The sequence below is a fragment of the Leptospira sp. WS58.C1 genome, from assembly GCF_040833995.1.
GTDB lineage: Bacteria > Spirochaetota > Leptospiria > Leptospirales > Leptospiraceae > Leptospira_B > Leptospira_B cinconiae.
This window is the reverse complement of record NZ_CP162137.1, coordinates 3354460-3371970: the sequence shown is the minus strand read 5'-3', so window position 1 is coordinate 3371970 and position 17511 is coordinate 3354460. Positions and strand designations below refer to the sequence as shown.

Here is a 17511-nt window from a genome sequence, read left to right as displayed (position 1 = left end):
TCTTACCTCTTTTTATTTTCCTTCCGCCCAGGATTCTTTCCTGGGATCGGCCCCGCCGTATAAAATTCCTGTTTTAGGATCTTTTAAAGAAATACAGGGAGCTCCGAAATCGTATTCCCATTTTTCCCTTTCTTTGACTTCGTAACCGAGAGCTTCAAGACCTTTTCCTTCTTTTTTATAGATCTCTTCTTCTAATTCTATTCTTCCAGGATAATATTTATGAGGGGAGAAGGCGTCCGGCCAGTTTAAGGAACGGAAACGAGGAGCATTAACCGCGTCTTGCGGGTTCATTCCGAAAACAACTAGATTTAAGAATACCTGGACCACCGCTTGCGTTTGCATGTCTCCGCCCGGGGTTCCAAAACTCATCCAGAATTTTCCGTCCTTGAATACCATCGATGCGTTAGGCGTAATTGTAGGTCTTTTTCCCGGGACCAGCGAGGAAGGATGGTTCGGATCCAAACGGAACTGGGTCATTCTAATCCCTAATGTAATATCACCTTCGATAATAGGAGATTGAGGGAAATCACTGGGAGTTAAGGATAAAGAATTTCCTTTAGAATCGATGATACTTAAATAAGTCGTATCTCTTCCTATTTTTCCGGATTCCGTTCTTTCCCAAAAACTGGGAGTAAGATCCAAAAAAGTTTTTTCATCCAAAACGATCCGTTCTTCTTTTGGATATGTGATCATTTTTGAATTTGCAGCAGATTCGAATAAGAATGGATCTCCCGGAGGAGGAGTTTTTCCGAAAGCTTTGGATTGTAATAATTTCCTTCTTTCTGCCGCGTACTCTTTGCTAAGAAGGCCCTTCTCCGGAACGGAAACATACGCCGGGTCTCCGAAATATTTTTCACGATCCGCCATCGCGAGTTCGATCGCCTGCACCACCGTATGAACATACTCCTTGGAATTATGGCCCATGGATTTAAGATCTATTCCTTCTAAAATTTGGAGGACAATCGGAACAACTGCTCCTTGGTTCCAAGTCCGATTGGAGAAGATGGTATAAGGTCCGTAATTTCCATGTAAAGGGACTTCCCAGTCGGCGCTATATCTCGCTAGATCCGATTTTACCATGGTGCCGTCATGTTCCGCATGAGCCTTAGCGATCTTATCAGCGATCGGTCCTTTATAGAAATAATCTCTTACCGCTTCTAAAGAATCTGCGCGGTTTTTTCCGGAAGAAGAAGCGGCCTTTTCAGCTTCTGCCAACTCTTTCAGTGTTGCGGATAACGCAGGCCTTTTGAATTTTTCTCCGAGATGGAGCGGTTTCCACCATTTGTCTCCGACATAAATTTTTGCATTGTAAGGAAGTAAAAATTTGAGGCCTAATCTTTTGAAAACGCCTATGTTCAGATTCCTCATTAGAATTCTATGAACCGGGAATCCTTCTTCCGCAATTTGAATGGCGGGCTTACTCACTTCTTCAAAAGATCTCGTACCATACTTTTTCAGCAACGCGACTATCACATCCGGAGAAGCTGGAACCAATTGAGAGGAATATTTTAACATTGGAATGGACTCATGCCCTCTAGACTTAAAATATTCTATCGTAGCCTTTGCGGGCGCTGTTCCAACTCCGATATAACTATGTACTTTTTTATCCGCCTGGTCGTAGTAAAGTAGAGGAGCTACGCCGGGAAAAGACGCCTCTTCTCCTTGGGTCACATTCAGAACTAAAAGTGCTGCCACTCCTGCATCCGCGGCATTCCCGCCTTTTTCCAAAATTTCCAACGCAACTTTGGTGGCCAAAGGATGACCGCTTGCCACCATAATCTTGGACCCTTGGGCTGTGGGTCTTTCCGTATGATACGGATCTTGGAAACTCATTGTCTCTTCCGGTTGGGAAGTCACGTAATAGAATATTACAAGAACTAGAACGATTACTAGGACCCCTGATAAGGAATACGTTAGGATTTTTTTCATGACCTTCCTCTTCACTGCGAGAGGATCTTTCTAATTCTTCCGAAAGAACGAGCAAGGTTTTTTTATGTTGGCAGGCGACGAAGGGAATCGGCGGAATTTAGTTATTCAAGAAGTTCTACTTTTCCGGAAATTGGAGTGATGGAGCGGATCTTGTCTTTTTTATAATCCAATTCGTATAGAGTGTAATTATTATAAGGTCTGTATTCCTGGTCCTTGGATTGTTTTACGAACTCAGGATCTCCTAAAAAATAAACGGATCCGTTTTTCACCACAGGAAAACAGCCTACAAAAGAAGAATCGTATCTTTGTTTGGTTTTTAGATCTACTACGACGATGTTTCCCAATTTTCCGTCCGCTCTTTCCGTGAAGGATAGGACTTTTCCATCAGGACTAAAACTGATGTTCACTTGTTCCTTATTTTCCATAGGTTCTTTGGACTGAGGATTTACTGGAAAAGGATAGAATGGATCCGAGAACTTAACCAATTCTCCTGTCAAAGAAGGAAGTTTATAAAGACGATTTTCCTTCTCCGTCGCTACACGAACTATAACTAGATCTTCCGCAACCGTATATACGTCAGTGATCTGTAGTTTTCCACTTTCTATCCAAGCTAGGGTTTTTAATTCGGTAGTTTCTAAGGAATATTTGTGGATCGGAACTCGTAAAGATTCCTCCCCATGTTCCGAGTAACGTACTTCGTTGCCAATTAGCACCAAATTTTTTTGGTCCGGAGAAACGAACGGTTGGTAACCGGGAAGGGACTTTATCTCCTTCTCCTTTTCATAATCGTATAATACGGTTTCCCATCTATCCGAATTTTTTCTGGAGAAGATCACGATGGATTTATCTTTCAAGAATCCGCTATTTCCGGGGAACGCGTCTCTTGTTCCTTTAATTGTTTTCACTTTGGAGTTGGTTAAGTTTAATAAATTCAGATCTTTGGAAGTTTTAAACAGAATATAGTTCTGTTTCCGAAAGACCGGGATCCCTTTTTCTTGGGTTCCGGTATAAACCAATCCTGTTTTCCCGTTAATCGAAGAAATGGTGATCAGTCTTAAGATCCCTTTGTCTTCCTGTACGGCATATACAGGACTCATAAGAGGAACAGGCGTAGGAGTGACAGAGAAGATCGGGTTTTGTAAGATCGATAGTATACAGATAGATCCGAGAATTCGGAGGAGAGCAAGGTTCAGAAGTTTATTTTTAGATGGTTCCTTCGCTTGCATACAGTCACTCTCCGAAAAAAACCAGGTTTCGTCAGTAAAATTTATTCGATCGAATCCGGCGAGTTTCCCCAAAGAGGATATCAGGTCAACGTTTGATCTCGAAAGTCCTAAACGTACCTTTAGCGTCTTCCCAGTGGATCGTAGCTTCCGTTACTTTGGCTTTAGAAGGGCCTCTTTGAACTGCCTTGTATAAATCTTCGATAAAAATTTTGTCTCCTTCCACTACAACTTCCACTTCTCCTGTAGGAAGATTCATCGTGTAACCTTTGAGTCGGTTCTCTTGCGCTCTTTGTAGCACAAAATATCTAAAACCAACTCCTTGTACGGTTCCTCGGATCCTAATTTTCGCTCTAGATTCGTTTTTTGCAGCCATTCAGTTATTGAAACTCCTACAACTAAATTATACTTTTTCATTCTTGAGAAGAAGCCTTATTTACCATCCAAGAAGAGAAATCCTGTAAAAACTGCCAAAGGATCTCTTTAGATTCTTCATCCGCTTCCCAGTCTTTGATCGCCTTACGGTAGCAGGAAAGCCAAACCCTTCTTGCTTTTTCGTCGATCGGAAATGGAAGATGTCGGGCCCTCATTTTTGGAGGTCCGTATTTTTGAACGTAATAGGGCGGACCTCCCAGGACTTGCACCATAAAGTCCGCAGACTTTACTTTGCTCTCTTCCAGATTTTCCGGAAACATCCAACGAATTTCACTGACTGCTATTTGATCATAAAAAACGGAAACAAGTTCCCGAATGGGATCTTCTCCCACTTTAGCAAATAATTCTCTAAGGCGAGGACTCGGAGGTGGAGGTCCTCCGGGAGGGGTATAAAACGTCGCGCTCATGCAGAAGACCCATTCTTCAAAAAGTCCAGTATCTTAGGTTCAAACTCATGGACTAGTTTTTGATACACATCTTTTTTAAATGAGACCACGGTCGAAAGGCATTCTTGGAAAGGGATGAATCGAACTCTTTCAAACTCTTGCTCATGTGCCGTTAGATTGCAGTCTTCCGCTCTACCATTCCAATAAAGAAGATACCATTTTTGGGTTTGGCCTTTATACTTTTTTAGATTAGAGCTTAAATGTAGGGACTCCGGAAAATCATAATTGATCCAACTTGGATATTCATATACGATCTCAGCGTTTTGGATGCCTACTTCTTCTAAAAGTTCTCTTTGAGCGGCTAAGTCAGGATCTTCTCCATCATCTATTCCCCCTTGAGGAAACTGCCAAGAGCCTTTAAAATTCAGTCTTTCTCCTACTAAGACCTCTCCCTTAGAGTTGAAGACCACCATTCCCACGTTCTTTCTATACGGTTTGTCCATCTTAGTAGAGATTTACTTTATTGATTCGAGAGACAAGCCTATAAAAAAATTTGGACCTAAAGTGATACTTAACTCAGGAAAATTTTTAAACAAGGCAAGACAGTCATTGAGACTCTGTTTCTTTGCAGTAGAAAAATATGATAAATCAATTGCGGATGGACAAGAAGAAGGCATAAGATTCTTTGGATTAATATTCCGATCCAATAGGAGGAGATAATTCTCACGATGTCGGTCAGATATAAAATTCGCAGACCTCGAGTATTTTCAGAGAAGGATTTCGAAATTCAGGAATCCAAGATACCCGGAATCGGAATGGGATTATTCTCCAAACAAGATTTGGTCAAAGGTGATACTATCGGGTTTTATACCGGAAGGGTCCTTGACGATAAGTCGGCCAATTCCGCCAAATACTGTGAGTCCAAATATTTACTTTGGATCTGTAAAGATCATTGGATCTATGGAGAAGGTAAAGAGTCCAACTATACCCGCTATATCAATCATAGTTCCAAACCGAATGTAAGATTAGTGGTATCTACTCGCTGGAAGACCGCAAGATTCGAAGCAATGCGAAAGATCAAAGCGGGCGAGGAATTATTCTTCGATTATGGAGATGAGTATTGGATCCATATAGATGTCTCTCCGGTGGAGCAGAACTAAGTTTCGATAGGACGCGATCGAAACTCCCGTATAACAACGAATAGTCAGTTTTTTTCCCAATAGAAACAAAAAGTTTCAGGGATCCGAATCATTAATTTTAATCATATTTTCCGCAAAGAGTGGATTCCCTTTAAACGATAAGGAATATTGGAGCCTGGAGTGCGGTTCTGAATTTTTTATCCGACATAAAGAACAGCGGGAGAGCTCCATATATTGAAAATAAGGAACTTCCTTATTGGACTTGGATCCTTCCGCTAATCTTGTTTTATTTCGCTTCCAAGGTATCTTTAGCCTTCCAAGTGGATACAGGGATCTCCATATCCTATCTTCCCATCCCAATCGGTATCATACTATGCTTTTGGTGGGGACCGGCTCGCACATTACCCGCGATGTATGCTAACGCATTGTTCAGCGCCAACCTCTGGGGACTTCACGATGTGGATAAATATCCCATCTATTGTCTTTGGGAAGTTTTGGCGGTGGGAGTTTCCTGGTTCTTTTTTATTAAATGGAAAAAGGGAAAATCTTGGCTACCTGACCTGAGAGAGATCGTAAGATTTTTACTCTGGGTGGCCTTTCCTGCTTCTTTATGTAACGGATTTTTGGTGGCGGGAGGACTTGTTCTATTCGGAGACCTCCCCCAGGATAAGTGGTTTGCATCTAGTCTATCCGGGTTAGTTGCCACTTTATTCGATACATTGAGTGTGTCCGCCCCTATCCTTCTATGGGTTACTCCTTGGATGGAGCTAAAAGGTTGGACAAAAACGGAAGGCGCTTGGGAAAACAGGGAAACTAGTTGGGATAGGAATAGGTTCAGAAATCTGAAGCCTAGAAAAATCGCGGAGATTATCTCGGTATTTCTACTCTGCGGGTTTTTCGGTGCGATCATACCTTCCTTAGAATATTGGTTCGTATTCGCGTTATTTGTTCTTTGGGCAGCATTGAGGTATGGGATTACCATGGCTCTTACTGCAAATATTTGGGTCCAAATAGTGACTTTAGTATTTCCTGCTCTGGTCGGTCGTTCCGAAAATTACCAATGGTTTAAGGACGATAAGCAGCTTATTTTTTTGATAAACTTGGGGATCTTATGTGTGGTCGCTTTGATAACTGGAAGAGCCACAAGCGATTCCAGAAAGGAACTTCAAAAAAGAAGAAGGATAGAAGGTAAACTTCTTCAGAGCCGAGAACAATATCGAAAGTTTTTCGAAGAAAATCTTTCCGCAAATTTTATCACGGACATCTCCGGAAATATTTTGGCCGCGAACTCTTCCTTTCTAAAGATGTTCGGGTTCGAGAACCAAACGGAAGCCTCTCTTCGGAATTTTGCCGATCTTTTTCCTTCTTATGAAGATTTTTCGTTCTTGTTACAAAAAATACGGATCAGCGCCAGACTCGAGACCCACGAAGTATTCTTTCAGGATAAGAACGGACTCCCTATCCATACGACGGGAAATTATTTCGCTACATTCGATAAGTCGGGAGGTATAGATTCTGTCCGAGGGTATCTAATGGATGATACTCTCCGTCGTAAGTTGGAAGACCAACTTATAGAATCTAAAAAATTGGAAACGATCGGGACATTGGCAGGGGGGATCGCTCACGATTTTAATAATATCCTGCAGATCATTTCCGGTTATGCGACCAGGATACAATTGGAGTCCTCTAAATTCGCTTCTCTATTGGAAATGTCCCGTTCCATTAATGCGGCTGCAGGAAGGGGAGCGATCATAGTTCGAAGACTGCTTTCCTTGGCAAGAAAGGGAGGAGGTGGATTTAAGACCATATTTGCGGACCAGCTGATCAACGAAACGATCGATCTTTTACTTCCTACATTCTCCGAAAAAATAAAATTCAAAAAAGAATACAAAGAAGGACTTCCAATAATCGTAGGGGATTATTCCCAATTAGAACAAGTGCTTATTAATCTATGTTTGAATGCGAGAGATGCGCTTCCGAATGGAGGAGAGATCTCGATACGTGCCTTTGGTGTACAAGGAGCAAATATCAGGGAATCTTTTCCACTTTCGGAACCGGCAGATTATCTTTGTATAGAAATTTCGGATAACGGAGAAGGAATGAGTGAAGAAACTAGGAAAAGGATATTCGAACCTTTCTTCACAACAAAAAACAAAACCCAAGGTAGTGGGCTTGGATTGTCCATGGTATATGGGATCATGCAAAATCATGAAGGAATGGTGCAAGTAAGTTCGCAATTAGGAACCGGAACGAGTATTCGATTGTTCTTTCCGGTGGCCAAGACCAAAACCTCCCAATTAATGGAAAAGCCTACGAAAGGGTCTCAGAGATCTACAGGTATCATTTTGGTTGTGGAAGAATCCCCTTATTTATCGGAAATCCTACAAGACCAAATGTCGGCCTTGGGGTTTAGATTGATCAGCGCGGATAGCGTTAAAAAGGCTCATGAAATATTAAGTAAATTCAAGTCTTCAGCGGTTTTGACCGTGATCGATCTGGATTTTGAAAATCTTTCTTCCTTGGAATTTTTAGAAACGATCAAAAAAGAATGTCCGGAGTTGAAAATTTTGGTCTCCGGAACGGATTTCGGGGATGAAACAAAAGAAAAACTTTCTGCACTCGGAATTAACGATCTTCTGGAAAAACCCTACAAGATCCGCGACCTGATCGAATTCTTTTATACGAAAAGTTTTTAGGGTTAAGCCGCCTTTTCTTTTACTTTAGCGTTCTTAAAGAAAAATGCAAAACCCTGCACCAAATCGTAGATAGCAGGTATCTGGGCCAAAGAGATCCCGACATCCCCGTGAGAGATCAAAGGAGTTAACACTAATTTGGATTTTTTTCGAGGAAGATTTTCTTTTAAGATCATTGCTTCTTTCGCAGGCACCACATTGTCCCCCAAACCGTGAACGATGGAAACATGGCAGTCCAATAAATGTAGCTTATCCTTTACTTGCAATTCCTGCAAAAAAGAACTTTGAGAGCCTGCATTGTCCAAGACCTCTTTCCAGATCCTCTCTCTGAAATTTTTATCTTCTCTAAGTTTGAAAAATACTTCCTTGTTTTCCGCGCTGATGTTTTCCAAAACTGTAGGAAGTTCCAAGGTGTCTCTGGAAAAACTTCCGTCTAACACACAGGCTTTTAAAGCGAACTCCAATTCTTGGTTGTCCGACTTTAGAGCATACTTTACGAAATTGTAAAGAAGGATCATTCTTCCGTATTCGTCGCCCTCATCCGATGTCATCACGTAATCCAAAGTGGATTTTACATCACAATACGCGCCGATTGTGAGTATGGAAGAGATCTTTTCTCCCACTTTCGGATCGGAGGCTGCGATGAGTCCCATACTTCCCGAAAAAGAAGGAGCGATATACGAAAGTTTTTGGTCCGGGCAATATTCTTTATTGGAAGAGATATGAAGTATCAGCTCTTTTATTTTTTCGATCGTTTCTTTTAAGATCCTGAATTGTGTTACTTCTACTAGTAACGGCGAAATGACAGTATAGCTGACTGCTGCTGCAGATCTACAAACCGCCGCGAATCTTGGGTCCTTATTTCCTAAGTAAGCCAATCCATTTACCGCTAAAATAGTTCCGCAGGATTTCCCCTTTGGAGTATAAAGAATTGCGGGGATCTCAAATCGATCCGTCTTAACTACGATCTCTTGTTCTGAGACTTTTGGCGGAGTCGGTAATTGGCAATGAAGAGCGAATTTAGCCGCCTTCCAGAAATATTTCATATTTGTATCCAAACCCGGACTCGTTAAGATCGGATAACAATTCGATGACGATTTGAAAAGTCGGGCGACTCACTCACTTTGCTCGTGATCGCGCTCTATGCTTCAATCCGCTTCGCTTTCCGCTACGATCGGTGTCGAACAGGGAGTCAATGTCTCCAGTTTTTTCTTCGCTCCTCTCTGTTTTTTTCTCTCGCAGAGGTGCGGAGAGTATAATTCTTCCAGTAGCCTGAATATTTCTCTTCTAAGTCTGGTTCTTCTTTTTTAGGAAATTGTTTTCAAAAGACTCTTTTTACCTTCCCGGCTTCGTGTGAAATATATGGTAAAGATACCGTATGGAACGGAGAATCCACATTCCAGACCGTATATCCACGCTTCAGTCGCCCGGGTAACCACTATTCCGCCAATCAATCGATCGAAACGGCAAATTCTACTTTGCAGACTTTTTCCCAGGTTTCATTTTCCGAGAAAAAAATCACATTAGGGTATTCGAATGAAAAAAGAAAAAAGTACCAGGAAAAAAATTCTATCTGAGGAAAATCCGCCTTTAAGCAAAGAAGAGATCCGGCTCCTTCTAAACGCCTCCAAAACTCACGAAAATCATTATCTATGGTTTCGAATGTTGTATTCTTTCGGACTCCAGCTTTCCGAGTTAGTCTCCTTACGAGTGGAGGATTTGGATTGGTCCCACCATAAAATATTGATCCACCATTCCCAAACCTTAAATCCCAGGAATCCTTCCATCCCCCTGTCTTTAAGAAGGGATCTTTGGTATATTTCTCAGGGTAAACAGGGAGAAGACTTTTTGTTTTCGGGCAGAATGGGCAAACTTCGTCCTAGGACCGTTCAAAAAATGTTTTCCAAGCTAGAGGAACTGACGGGTCTTCCTATTTCGGTATTTCGACTCAGAAGAAGTTTGGCTTCTCACCTGATCGAGGCAGGTTGGGATCTGGAAAGTATCCAGGAACAGCTGGGGCTTTCTTCCCAAAAATCCCTCAGAGATTTGCTTGGAAAGAAACCAAAACGGCCTCTACTCAAGATATTTCCATTGGAGGAAATTAACGGCTCTGCGGCATAATATTCCAAATTTAGGATTTTCCAACTATGAGAGAATAGAGGAGATGGGAAAAAATTCTTGTAAAACCCCATTTCCTAACTATTTTAGTCTACGGCGAACTTTCCGTTCCCCTTTTGTATCTAAAAAAGGAAATTTTCTTTGTCGGAATATGATCTTATGGATCGTCGCTCGGAGCCTAGCTTGGAAATTAAAACGAAAAAAGTAGGGAAACACACCCTAGTCCAATTGGATGGCAGGCTGGATATCACTCATTCGGACGAGGTAGAGGCAAAACTTCTAGACGATGTCCAAGCCGGAACAGGTGATATAGTCATTAACTTGCAAAATATTTCTTATATATCTTCTTCCGGGATCAGGATCTTTGTCGGTATGGTCCGGGAACTGGAAAAACAGAATCGAAAACTCAAACTTTGCAATATCACACCTAACGTTAAAAAAGTTTTCGATGTTGTGGAATTGTTGGATCTTTTCGAAGTCTACGAAACCGAACAAGAAGCATTAGCTACATTAAAATAATAAGCCGGGGGTGCTTTTTATAATGGGTTCCCCCGCGAGCACAGAAGACCGGTCTTCCGAAATTTACGGACTTATCGGTCTTTTCTTTTTATCAGTACTTTCTCTGTTAATTTTTAGGATCTCCGGATTGGAGTTCCCGCCCGTGTGGCCCGACGAAGTTTTATTCTATTCTCCCTCCCTTGACTTTGCTAAAAATGGCCTCTTCCGCACGGAAGTATTAGAAGGTTTAGTAAAAGGAATGGAGACTAAAACTCTTTGGATGCCTCCCGTCTTCTTTTTGTTAAACGGTTGGGTCATCGGATTTTGGGGAGAAGGTCTCGAAGTCCTAAGATTATTCGCTGCGATCTTATCCGTTGCGAGTGTCTGGATATTTTGGTTTATACTTAAAACATTCGATTATTCACCGATCGCAAGGCTTGGAGCTTCCTTACTTTTATTCACGGATCTATTGTTCTTAAGAGTGGGTTGGACCGCAAGAATGGAAGCTCTTTGTCTATTTTGGGCGCTTCTATCTTTACTAGTACTTGCAAAAAAAGCGAAATGGAAAGGAGAAGTTCCTCTCCAACAATACGAATCATTCTTAGCCGGATTCTTTTTAGGGATCTCATTTTTATCACATCCATTCGGGGCGATCTTCGGAGTACCCGCATTACTTTTGATCCACCAAGCAAAAGCTTGGAAGGTTTGGATGTTTTGGTTGGGCGGAGCATTGCCGATAATCGCTTGGGGAATTTGGATCCATCCCGATTGGGAAATTTTTTTCTACCAATTCGGAGCGCAGTTCGGAAGAAAAAAAGATCTGTTCCAATCCTTCTCACCGATCACAAAGATCAAAGTATTATTAGGCGGATATGAATCTCCGGGATTGAGACTATTCTTTTATTTGGCGCTCGTCTACGGATTATGGGTGGTGCGAGGAGAAATAAAGGACAAACCGAAGTCCGCATTCTTCTTTTCCGCTTGGACAGTTTCGATCTTATTTTTTTTGATCTTATCCACCGAATATTATTACGTAATGTATTTGTGTATCCCATTGTCCGCTTTGGGAGGATTTTTTTTCGAAAGGATCAGAAGTAGAAGAGTGCAGTTCATCGCAGCTATATTAGTATTTTCCAATGTAGCAATTTTAGTGAACGCGTATAAAAGAATAGGATTCGGAAATCCCGAGTTCGATCTGAAGGACAGATTTTACGAGGTATTGGGACCGGAACTCAAAGGTTCTAAAAAGATATATCTGCAAGCGATCCCGGATCCTTATTTCCACATCCGAAAAGAATATCCGAATTTGAAAGTATTGGAGTTTATTCCCGGAGAACTTCCAATCCCGAAAGAAGATTTTATACAAACTCTGGATTCAATAGATACGTTCGTATTCTCTGAGCGCCAAAAAAGAAATGAATTCGTGCAGGCATACTTAGAGGAGAATTCCTCCAAGTTCAGAAAATTCAGGATCTCCGCGGAACCTTCTACGCTTAGAAAAGTGGCAAATGTAGAAGCGGAAGTCTATCGCAGAAGATAATCAGAATCTATCTCAAAAATACTTAAAAATAGCCTTTTAGTGAACTCTTGCCTTCCCCTTCGCTTGCACATCCTGTGCAAACCTCCGGGCCGCTTCGCCATCCTGGCTTCGCTCTCAGGCAAAGAGTTCACTCAAAGGAATCGTTTTTTAAACGCTCTTGAGATAGATTCTGATTATCTTCCATTGTCTTTGATCTTTTTGAGAAGGTTCCGATTGGCTTCCTGACGCAGGATCGCGTTTTCGTATCTTCTGATCTCCACTTCCGATTCGGGTTTCAACTTGGGGATAGGGCAGGGTTTTTTATTCTCGTCCAAGGCAACGAATGTGAGATAAGCGGTCGTAGCGCGGGTCACGATCCCGGTATAAGGATTTTCTTTGGACACCTGAACACCTATTTCCAAAGAACTTCTTCCCGCATAATTCGCAGAAGCTTTTAAGATCACATGATCCCCCAAGGAGATGGGCTCCAGAAAATTCAATTTATCAACACTTGCAGTGACAGCCTCCCTTCCACAATGTCTTTGCGCAACCATGACTGCGATCAAGTCTATCCAAGACATTAAGGTCCCTCCGAAAAGGGTACCATAATGATTGGTATGGTCGGGCATAACTATATGCCTGGTTTCCGCTGCGGATTGTTTCGGTGTTTTGATAATTTCTTCCGACATCTGAAGTTTAGACGAACAATCCCGGTATTACGTTCTTATAATTGGCATTGCAGTATAAAATCGTTAAATACTTGAGCGATATAAACTCTTTCCTTATATGTAAGCGCGGTACTTCCCGCAGATATCAATTCACCGGAGTTGGAAAAAATTTCTTGGATAGAGTCATCCGGAGAAATACTAAATATTTTGGTGGGAGAATGAGATTCCGCATTACTTGCATGTCTCAGGAATTTCATTACGGACGGATGTGTGACAGTAAAGATGGTTCCTTTTTCATCTATCTCCAGATTGTCCGGTCCGCCTTCGAGCACGATCTGTTTTGGGTCTCCTAATACGATCTTTCCGTTTTCCCTTTTGATATCGAATTTTAATACCGCTCCGAGCCCGAATCCCGCTCTGTATAAATATTCCTTTCCATCCAGTCTTTTTACGTATAATATTCCGTTTCCGTAATATAATGGGTTTCCTAAGGAAGACCAATTTTTTCCGTCATAATAAGCGATCTCCGCTCTGCTGATCCTGAAAAGGTCCTGGAATAGGTAGGTGGACAGCCCTCCTGCACCATGATCATTGGAAACAAAAATTTCGTTTTCGGATGCGACGGATAGATCGTTAGGACTTGTGATCAAAGGATCTTGTAAAGTTTGGATATGTTTCCATTTTCCAGCCTTGGATTTTGCGGAAGGTTTTTCCGTTCTTTCAAAAACTTCTATGGAATGTTCTTTGTATAATGTGATATGAGAGATCACATATAATCTGTATTTTCCGTTTTGGTTCAGAAGGCTCATCCCATGTGGTCTGAAGTTTTTTGGATATTCTACTTCCAATAATTTGGGTTCCAGCGGGGAAGAATTCAGGTCCAAAAAGTAGATCTTTCCTTCTTGGTCTTTGATCCTTCTTTCGTGAGAAGATACATAAAGAAGTCCCGCCTCTCTATCAATGGCCAAATCTTCCGGGCCTGGCATTCCGGAAATTTTGGAGCAATTTTTTAAAGGGATATCTTTGATATCTCCGGAACAATTACTGAAAAGCAGTCCTAAAACGACGAATACTGTGGGTAGAATGGAAACTCGCATGGGGTCCAAAGATCTGCCCTAAATCCGGCAATGGCAACCAGATTCAAAGTTTGAGATTGAATTTTATTCTTGCATTTTTTGTGCAGTGCATAAAAATGGAGTGAAAAAGGAATAGCAAGGCATGGACAACCAAAAACTAAACGATATCATCAATGCCGGGATTGGGGCCGTCCAGACTTCGAAAGAGATTTTCGATAAACTTCTCCAAGACCTAAACGACGGCAAGGAGAAGGTGGAGCAGAGATTCGACGAACTCAAAGCCCAGGGAGAAAAAGACCTGAGCGAGAATGCGTTAAAATTCAAAGTTCCTCTGGCTTGGGGAATCGTTAAAATAGAAGAGATTCGGGAGAATATCTTAAAACAATTTTTGAAGAAATGATGGGCGGATTTTTCCCCTGGATTAGGAAACGATCATGTTTCGATTTTCAGAGGGAAGGAATTCCGCACTAGGTCGCTTTTTACTCTTTCAACTATCTTCCCTCTTCCTATTTACTTCATTACATTCCCAAAACCTTTCGACAAAAAACGTTACACTTCATTCAGGGGAATTGATTCTTGTAACCGAACAAAGTCCTTCTAAGGACAGATCCGAAAAGGTCTACGGTGCTTCCACACTTTTAAAAAGGGAATATTCTCCCGCTTCTACATTTAAAACCTATCTGGTTTTGTCTTTATTGGAGAATCATAGCATCGATCCCCAAGAAAGGATAGAATGTTCAGACAAACATATTTCGAATTCCCCTAGGTTTTTGGATCTAAGAGATGCATTATTCTATTCTTCAAACGATTATTTCGAAAAAGTTTTTCCTAAATTGGGAAAAGAAAAACTGGATCTTACCCTACGCAAGATCCGCTATTTAGAAAATTCTAAATCTAATGTAAAAGTTGAGGATTGGTGGATCGATCTTTCCGGTTTGAAACATGGAGGAAAGATAAGATTAGCTCCCCAAAAAATACATTCTTCCTGGGTGAAAATTTTTGAGAACGCTTATGGACTTCCTAAGAACATTATGGAAGAATGGCGAAAGACTCTTTACTGGTCCGAATGCCCTGAAAGAGAGGCTAACGTGTATGGTAAGACCGGGTCATGGGAAGGAAGTTTTTGGTTCCAAGGTGCTTTGGTAAGATCCGATTACGATTATGTCATATATACGATCTTAAATAGAAGTAAATCGGCATCAAGGATGGGAACGATCCAAAAATTTTACGAATTAACAGGATGTAAGATTCCGAGTTTGGAATAAAGAAGAGACGTAAAAAGAGGACTTTCGGAGTGACTGGACTTGAACCAGCGACCCCTTCCCCCCCAGAGAAGTGCGCTACCACTGCGCTACACCCCGGTCCTCAGGAGTATAATTTTTCGGGACCGATCCCTATGTAAACCGGTTTTTAAGAACTAAGCTTGGAGAGAAGAATACATCAGCAAAGAAAATCAGGGGAGACAAACCAGATGATCTGTCCTCCTTGGAATTTTTCTCTAGGGATATTCACCGCAAGTGCGGAGCCGGGCGTGAATAGAAAAGATTTTCCTACTCCTGAAATTCCCAGTAGAGTTTCAGCAAACACACTTACGTCCGGGCTATGACCCACTAAAAGGATCGCATCCGAGTTGGAATTGTCTTTGAGAAGGGGACAGATCCTAAAGTAGTCTTCTCCAGGAAGAAGATATTCTGCGGATTCGGTTTCTAATTCAGGTTTCAGGATCTTTGTATAAATTTCCGCACTTGTTTTGGTGCGAACATAGGGACTGTGGTAGATCTTTTTGATCTTAAATCCGGTTTGAAAGAACCGGGCCATCTTTTCGATATCCGCAATTCCTTTAGGAGTAAGAACCCTGGAGGAATCTTTGCCGTCTTCTGAATGGGGATCGGCTTCCCCATGTCTGGCTATGATGATCTTCATAGAATAAATGTAGAATTGTGCGTACGCGTTCTAATAAAAAGGATTGCTTCGAGAAGCAATGGAACTATCGTCTCCGGCACTTGGTCTAAGGATTTTTGAATGCCTCAATTTGCAATTGAAATAGAGCACCTACGCAAATTTTATCCGAAAGTAAAAGCATTACAAGGAATTGATCTAAAAATTCCGCAAAGCGGGATCTTTGGTCTTCTCGGTCAAAACGGTGCCGGCAAAACTACTTTGGTTCGGATCTTACTCGGGTTTTCCAAACAGACCGAAGGTCATTGTAAAGTTTTGGGTTTGGAACCTTCTCCGCTTGCCAGAACTAAGATAGGTTATCTTCCGGAACGAATGGCTATCCCTACGTATTTGAGTGGGAAAGAATTTTTAGAAGCAAGTTTCAGACTGGCATTGGTGCCTTCTTCTATTGCAAAAAAGAAAAGTAATGAATTCTTAGAAAAGTTGGGATTGGCAGAAGCCGCTGATCGAAAAATTTCCACTTACTCCAAAGGTATGCTCCAAAGATTGGGACTTGCAAACGCTCTTGGAGCCGAGCCCGAACTTTTACTTTTAGATGAGCCTGGCACAGGTTTGGACCCCGCAGGTTATAAGGAATTTAGGGAATTAATTTTAGAAGAAAACAAGAAGAGAGGAGTCACCATTCTGATCAACTCTCACCGTTTATTAGAGGTTGAACAGATCTGTACCGAGATAGGCATTCTTCATAAAGGAAATCTAATGGCCCAGGGTAAGCTGGACGAATTAAAACAGGGTAAGGATAGGATCCGTATCCGTTTGGAATCGGCGCCTGAATCTTATTTGGAAGAGATCTCTTTGGAACATAAGATAGATGGAAAAACCTGGGAAATACGTCCTAAGCCTGAAGTGGATCTAAAAAAATTACCTGCGATCTTAGTGGAGAAGGGAGCGGAAATTTTTCTCTACGAAAGGAAGACCGAATCTTTGGAGGATGTTTTCTTTAGACTTACCCAAGGCTCCGGAGATAATGGAGGATCAAATTGAGTTCTCAGACTGATTTCAATTTTTTTATCTCCTCCATGTTCCGTCAGATCGGGACTCTGCTTCGACTAACGTTTATCCAGGTACTCAGACGAAAGGCGATTTTCTTTTATTTTTCTCTTCTCGGATTTTTTCTGTTGGGAGAATGGACCTGCACCACTTCGGTAGGAGGAGAGACCAGTCACGGCGTTTCTTCTTATATGTATTTTATCCTGACATCTTTTTGGAGTCTGGTCTTTCTGGTGATCCTAACTTCGGATCTTCTCCGCCAAGACATGGATTCTCAAGTCCATACTTTATGGTTGAGCCGTCCAGTGGACCCGTTCGCGTATGTGGGAAGTAAGGGACTCACTTTACTGATCTGCGTTCTACTGTTCGTACTTCTTACGTTTGGGATCAGCTCCTGGTTCTCCCTGGAAATTCCTTGGGAGTTTCTTTGGTATCAGGGAACCATGATGTTGGTGTATTCGTTTTTTGTTTTATTAGTACTTTTAATTACTCTCTTCTCGAACCAATCCCTTGCGATCGTGAGTTCTCTCGGTCTCATCCTTTTTAGCTGTATTTTGGATTTTGTTGCCTATAACCAAAACATCGATATGTCGGCGGAAGCGAGCGATATCAAAAAATTCGTTCTAAAAACGATCTACTGGGTTGTCCCCCAGGTCGGGACTGTTTTTTATCATTCTTTCGCGCTTTTTTTAGGGAAGGCGGATCCGAAAAATTTCTATGGACCTTACTCTTTCGTCCAAGTAGGAGTATGGATCGTCATTTTAAAATCCACACTTTGGTGGAGCACTCGGCACAAAGAGATTTAGGCCCTCGGGGGTTTGGGGAATTTAATCTAGGGTTGACAAAACCTGCTCAGCAGTAGGATATAGCAGGCCCTT

18 protein-coding genes and 1 tRNA gene are annotated in these 17511 nt (G+C 41.8%); 9 read left to right on the top strand and 10 right to left on the bottom strand.

The window, feature by feature from the left end; genetic code table 11:
- Positions 1-12 precede the first annotated feature (12 nt).
- The 5 genes from AB3N61_RS15495 to AB3N61_RS15475 all read right to left on the bottom strand — a co-directional run bounded on the left by AB3N61_RS15495 (position 13) and on the right by AB3N61_RS15475 (position 4476).
- A complete protein-coding gene (locus AB3N61_RS15495) occupies positions 13-1929 on the bottom strand; it encodes a gamma-glutamyltransferase family protein (RefSeq protein ID WP_367898025.1) in 1917 nt (638 codons plus the stop codon).
- Between the two features lie 101 nt (positions 1930-2030).
- Complete coding sequence (locus AB3N61_RS15490) at positions 2031-3155, bottom strand: hypothetical protein (RefSeq protein ID WP_020769131.1); 1125 nt, start codon at positions 3153-3155, stop codon at positions 2031-2033.
- Positions 3156-3240: 85 nt separating this feature from the next.
- Positions 3241-3528, bottom strand: a complete 288-nt coding sequence (locus tag AB3N61_RS15485; RefSeq protein WP_020769196.1) for an acylphosphatase — start codon at positions 3526-3528, stop codon at positions 3241-3243.
- Between the two features lie 37 nt (positions 3529-3565).
- Positions 3566-3994, bottom strand: a complete 429-nt coding sequence (locus AB3N61_RS15480) for a bacitracin resistance protein BacA (RefSeq protein WP_367898024.1) — start codon at positions 3992-3994, stop codon at positions 3566-3568.
- Complete coding sequence (locus tag AB3N61_RS15475; protein ID WP_020769416.1) at positions 3991-4476, bottom strand: RNA pyrophosphohydrolase; 486 nt, start codon at positions 4474-4476, stop codon at positions 3991-3993. The genes AB3N61_RS15480 and AB3N61_RS15475 overlap by 4 nt, the downstream gene beginning before the upstream one ends.
- Before the next feature lie 225 nt (positions 4477-4701).
- On the opposite strand from AB3N61_RS15475, the gene AB3N61_RS15470 reads away from it, so the two are divergent.
- Complete coding sequence (locus tag AB3N61_RS15470) at positions 4702-5133, top strand: SET domain-containing protein (protein ID WP_020769273.1); 432 nt, start codon at positions 4702-4704, stop codon at positions 5131-5133.
- Positions 5134-5393: 260 nt separating this feature from the next.
- On the top strand, positions 5394-7808 hold the full coding sequence (locus AB3N61_RS15465; protein ID WP_367898023.1) for an ATP-binding protein: 2415 nt from the start codon (positions 5394-5396) through the stop codon (positions 7806-7808).
- Positions 7809-7810: 2 nt separating this feature from the next.
- Here the strand turns inward: AB3N61_RS15465 and AB3N61_RS15460 are convergent, their stop codons facing one another.
- Positions 7811-8851: an alpha/beta hydrolase gene (locus AB3N61_RS15460; RefSeq protein WP_367898022.1), complete on the bottom strand. Its 1041-nt coding sequence runs from the start codon at positions 8849-8851 to the stop codon at positions 7811-7813.
- Between the two features lie 490 nt (positions 8852-9341).
- Between AB3N61_RS15460 and AB3N61_RS15455 the strand changes: the two genes are divergently transcribed.
- The 3 genes from AB3N61_RS15455 (at position 9342) to AB3N61_RS15445 (ending at position 11961) form a co-directional block, all read left to right on the top strand.
- Entirely contained in the window at positions 9342-9926 is a 585-nt protein-coding gene (locus AB3N61_RS15455) for a tyrosine-type recombinase/integrase (RefSeq protein ID WP_367898021.1), read from the top strand.
- 180 nt (positions 9927-10106) lie between these two features.
- Positions 10107-10442, top strand: a complete 336-nt coding sequence (locus AB3N61_RS15450) for an STAS domain-containing protein (RefSeq protein ID WP_020769420.1) — start codon at positions 10107-10109, stop codon at positions 10440-10442.
- 22 nt (positions 10443-10464) lie between these two features.
- Entirely contained in the window at positions 10465-11961 is a 1497-nt protein-coding gene (locus tag AB3N61_RS15445; protein WP_367898020.1) for an ArnT family glycosyltransferase, read from the top strand.
- 173 nt (positions 11962-12134) lie between these two features.
- Here the strand turns inward: AB3N61_RS15445 and AB3N61_RS15440 are convergent, their stop codons facing one another.
- Positions 12135-12629, bottom strand: a complete 495-nt coding sequence (locus tag AB3N61_RS15440) for an acyl-CoA thioesterase (protein WP_020769189.1) — start codon at positions 12627-12629, stop codon at positions 12135-12137.
- Between the two features lie 35 nt (positions 12630-12664).
- Positions 12665-13705 carry an arylesterase gene (locus tag AB3N61_RS15435; protein ID WP_412758414.1) on the bottom strand — a complete coding sequence of 347 codons (1041 nt, stop codon included), beginning with the start codon at positions 13703-13705 and terminating at the stop codon, positions 12665-12667.
- A gap of 121 nt (positions 13706-13826) precedes the next feature.
- Here AB3N61_RS15435 and AB3N61_RS15430 point away from each other — a divergent pair, with 121 nt between their 5' ends.
- On the top strand, positions 13827-14084 hold the full coding sequence (locus AB3N61_RS15430; protein ID WP_020769310.1) for an LIMLP_16025 family protein: 258 nt from the start codon (positions 13827-13829) through the stop codon (positions 14082-14084).
- Positions 14085-14118: 34 nt separating this feature from the next.
- On the top strand, positions 14119-14949 hold the full coding sequence (locus tag AB3N61_RS15425; RefSeq protein WP_367898019.1) for a penicillin-binding transpeptidase domain-containing protein: 831 nt from the start codon (positions 14119-14121) through the stop codon (positions 14947-14949).
- A 24-nt stretch (positions 14950-14973) separates the two neighbouring features.
- Here the strand turns inward: AB3N61_RS15425 and AB3N61_RS15420 are convergent.
- Positions 14974-15045: transfer RNA gene (locus AB3N61_RS15420), tRNA-Pro, on the bottom strand.
- A gap of 79 nt (positions 15046-15124) precedes the next feature.
- Complete coding sequence (gene sixA / locus AB3N61_RS15415; protein WP_020769166.1) at positions 15125-15607, bottom strand: phosphohistidine phosphatase SixA; 483 nt, start codon at positions 15605-15607, stop codon at positions 15125-15127.
- A gap of 99 nt (positions 15608-15706) precedes the next feature.
- Between sixA and AB3N61_RS15410 the strand changes: the two genes are divergently transcribed.
- Positions 15707-16627, top strand: a complete 921-nt coding sequence (locus AB3N61_RS15410) for an ATP-binding cassette domain-containing protein (protein WP_367898018.1) — start codon at positions 15707-15709, stop codon at positions 16625-16627.
- Complete coding sequence (locus tag AB3N61_RS15405) at positions 16624-17439, top strand: ABC transporter permease (protein WP_367898017.1); 816 nt, start codon at positions 16624-16626, stop codon at positions 17437-17439. The genes AB3N61_RS15410 and AB3N61_RS15405 overlap by 4 nt, the downstream gene beginning before the upstream one ends.
- The last annotated feature ends 72 nt before the right edge of the window (positions 17440-17511 follow it).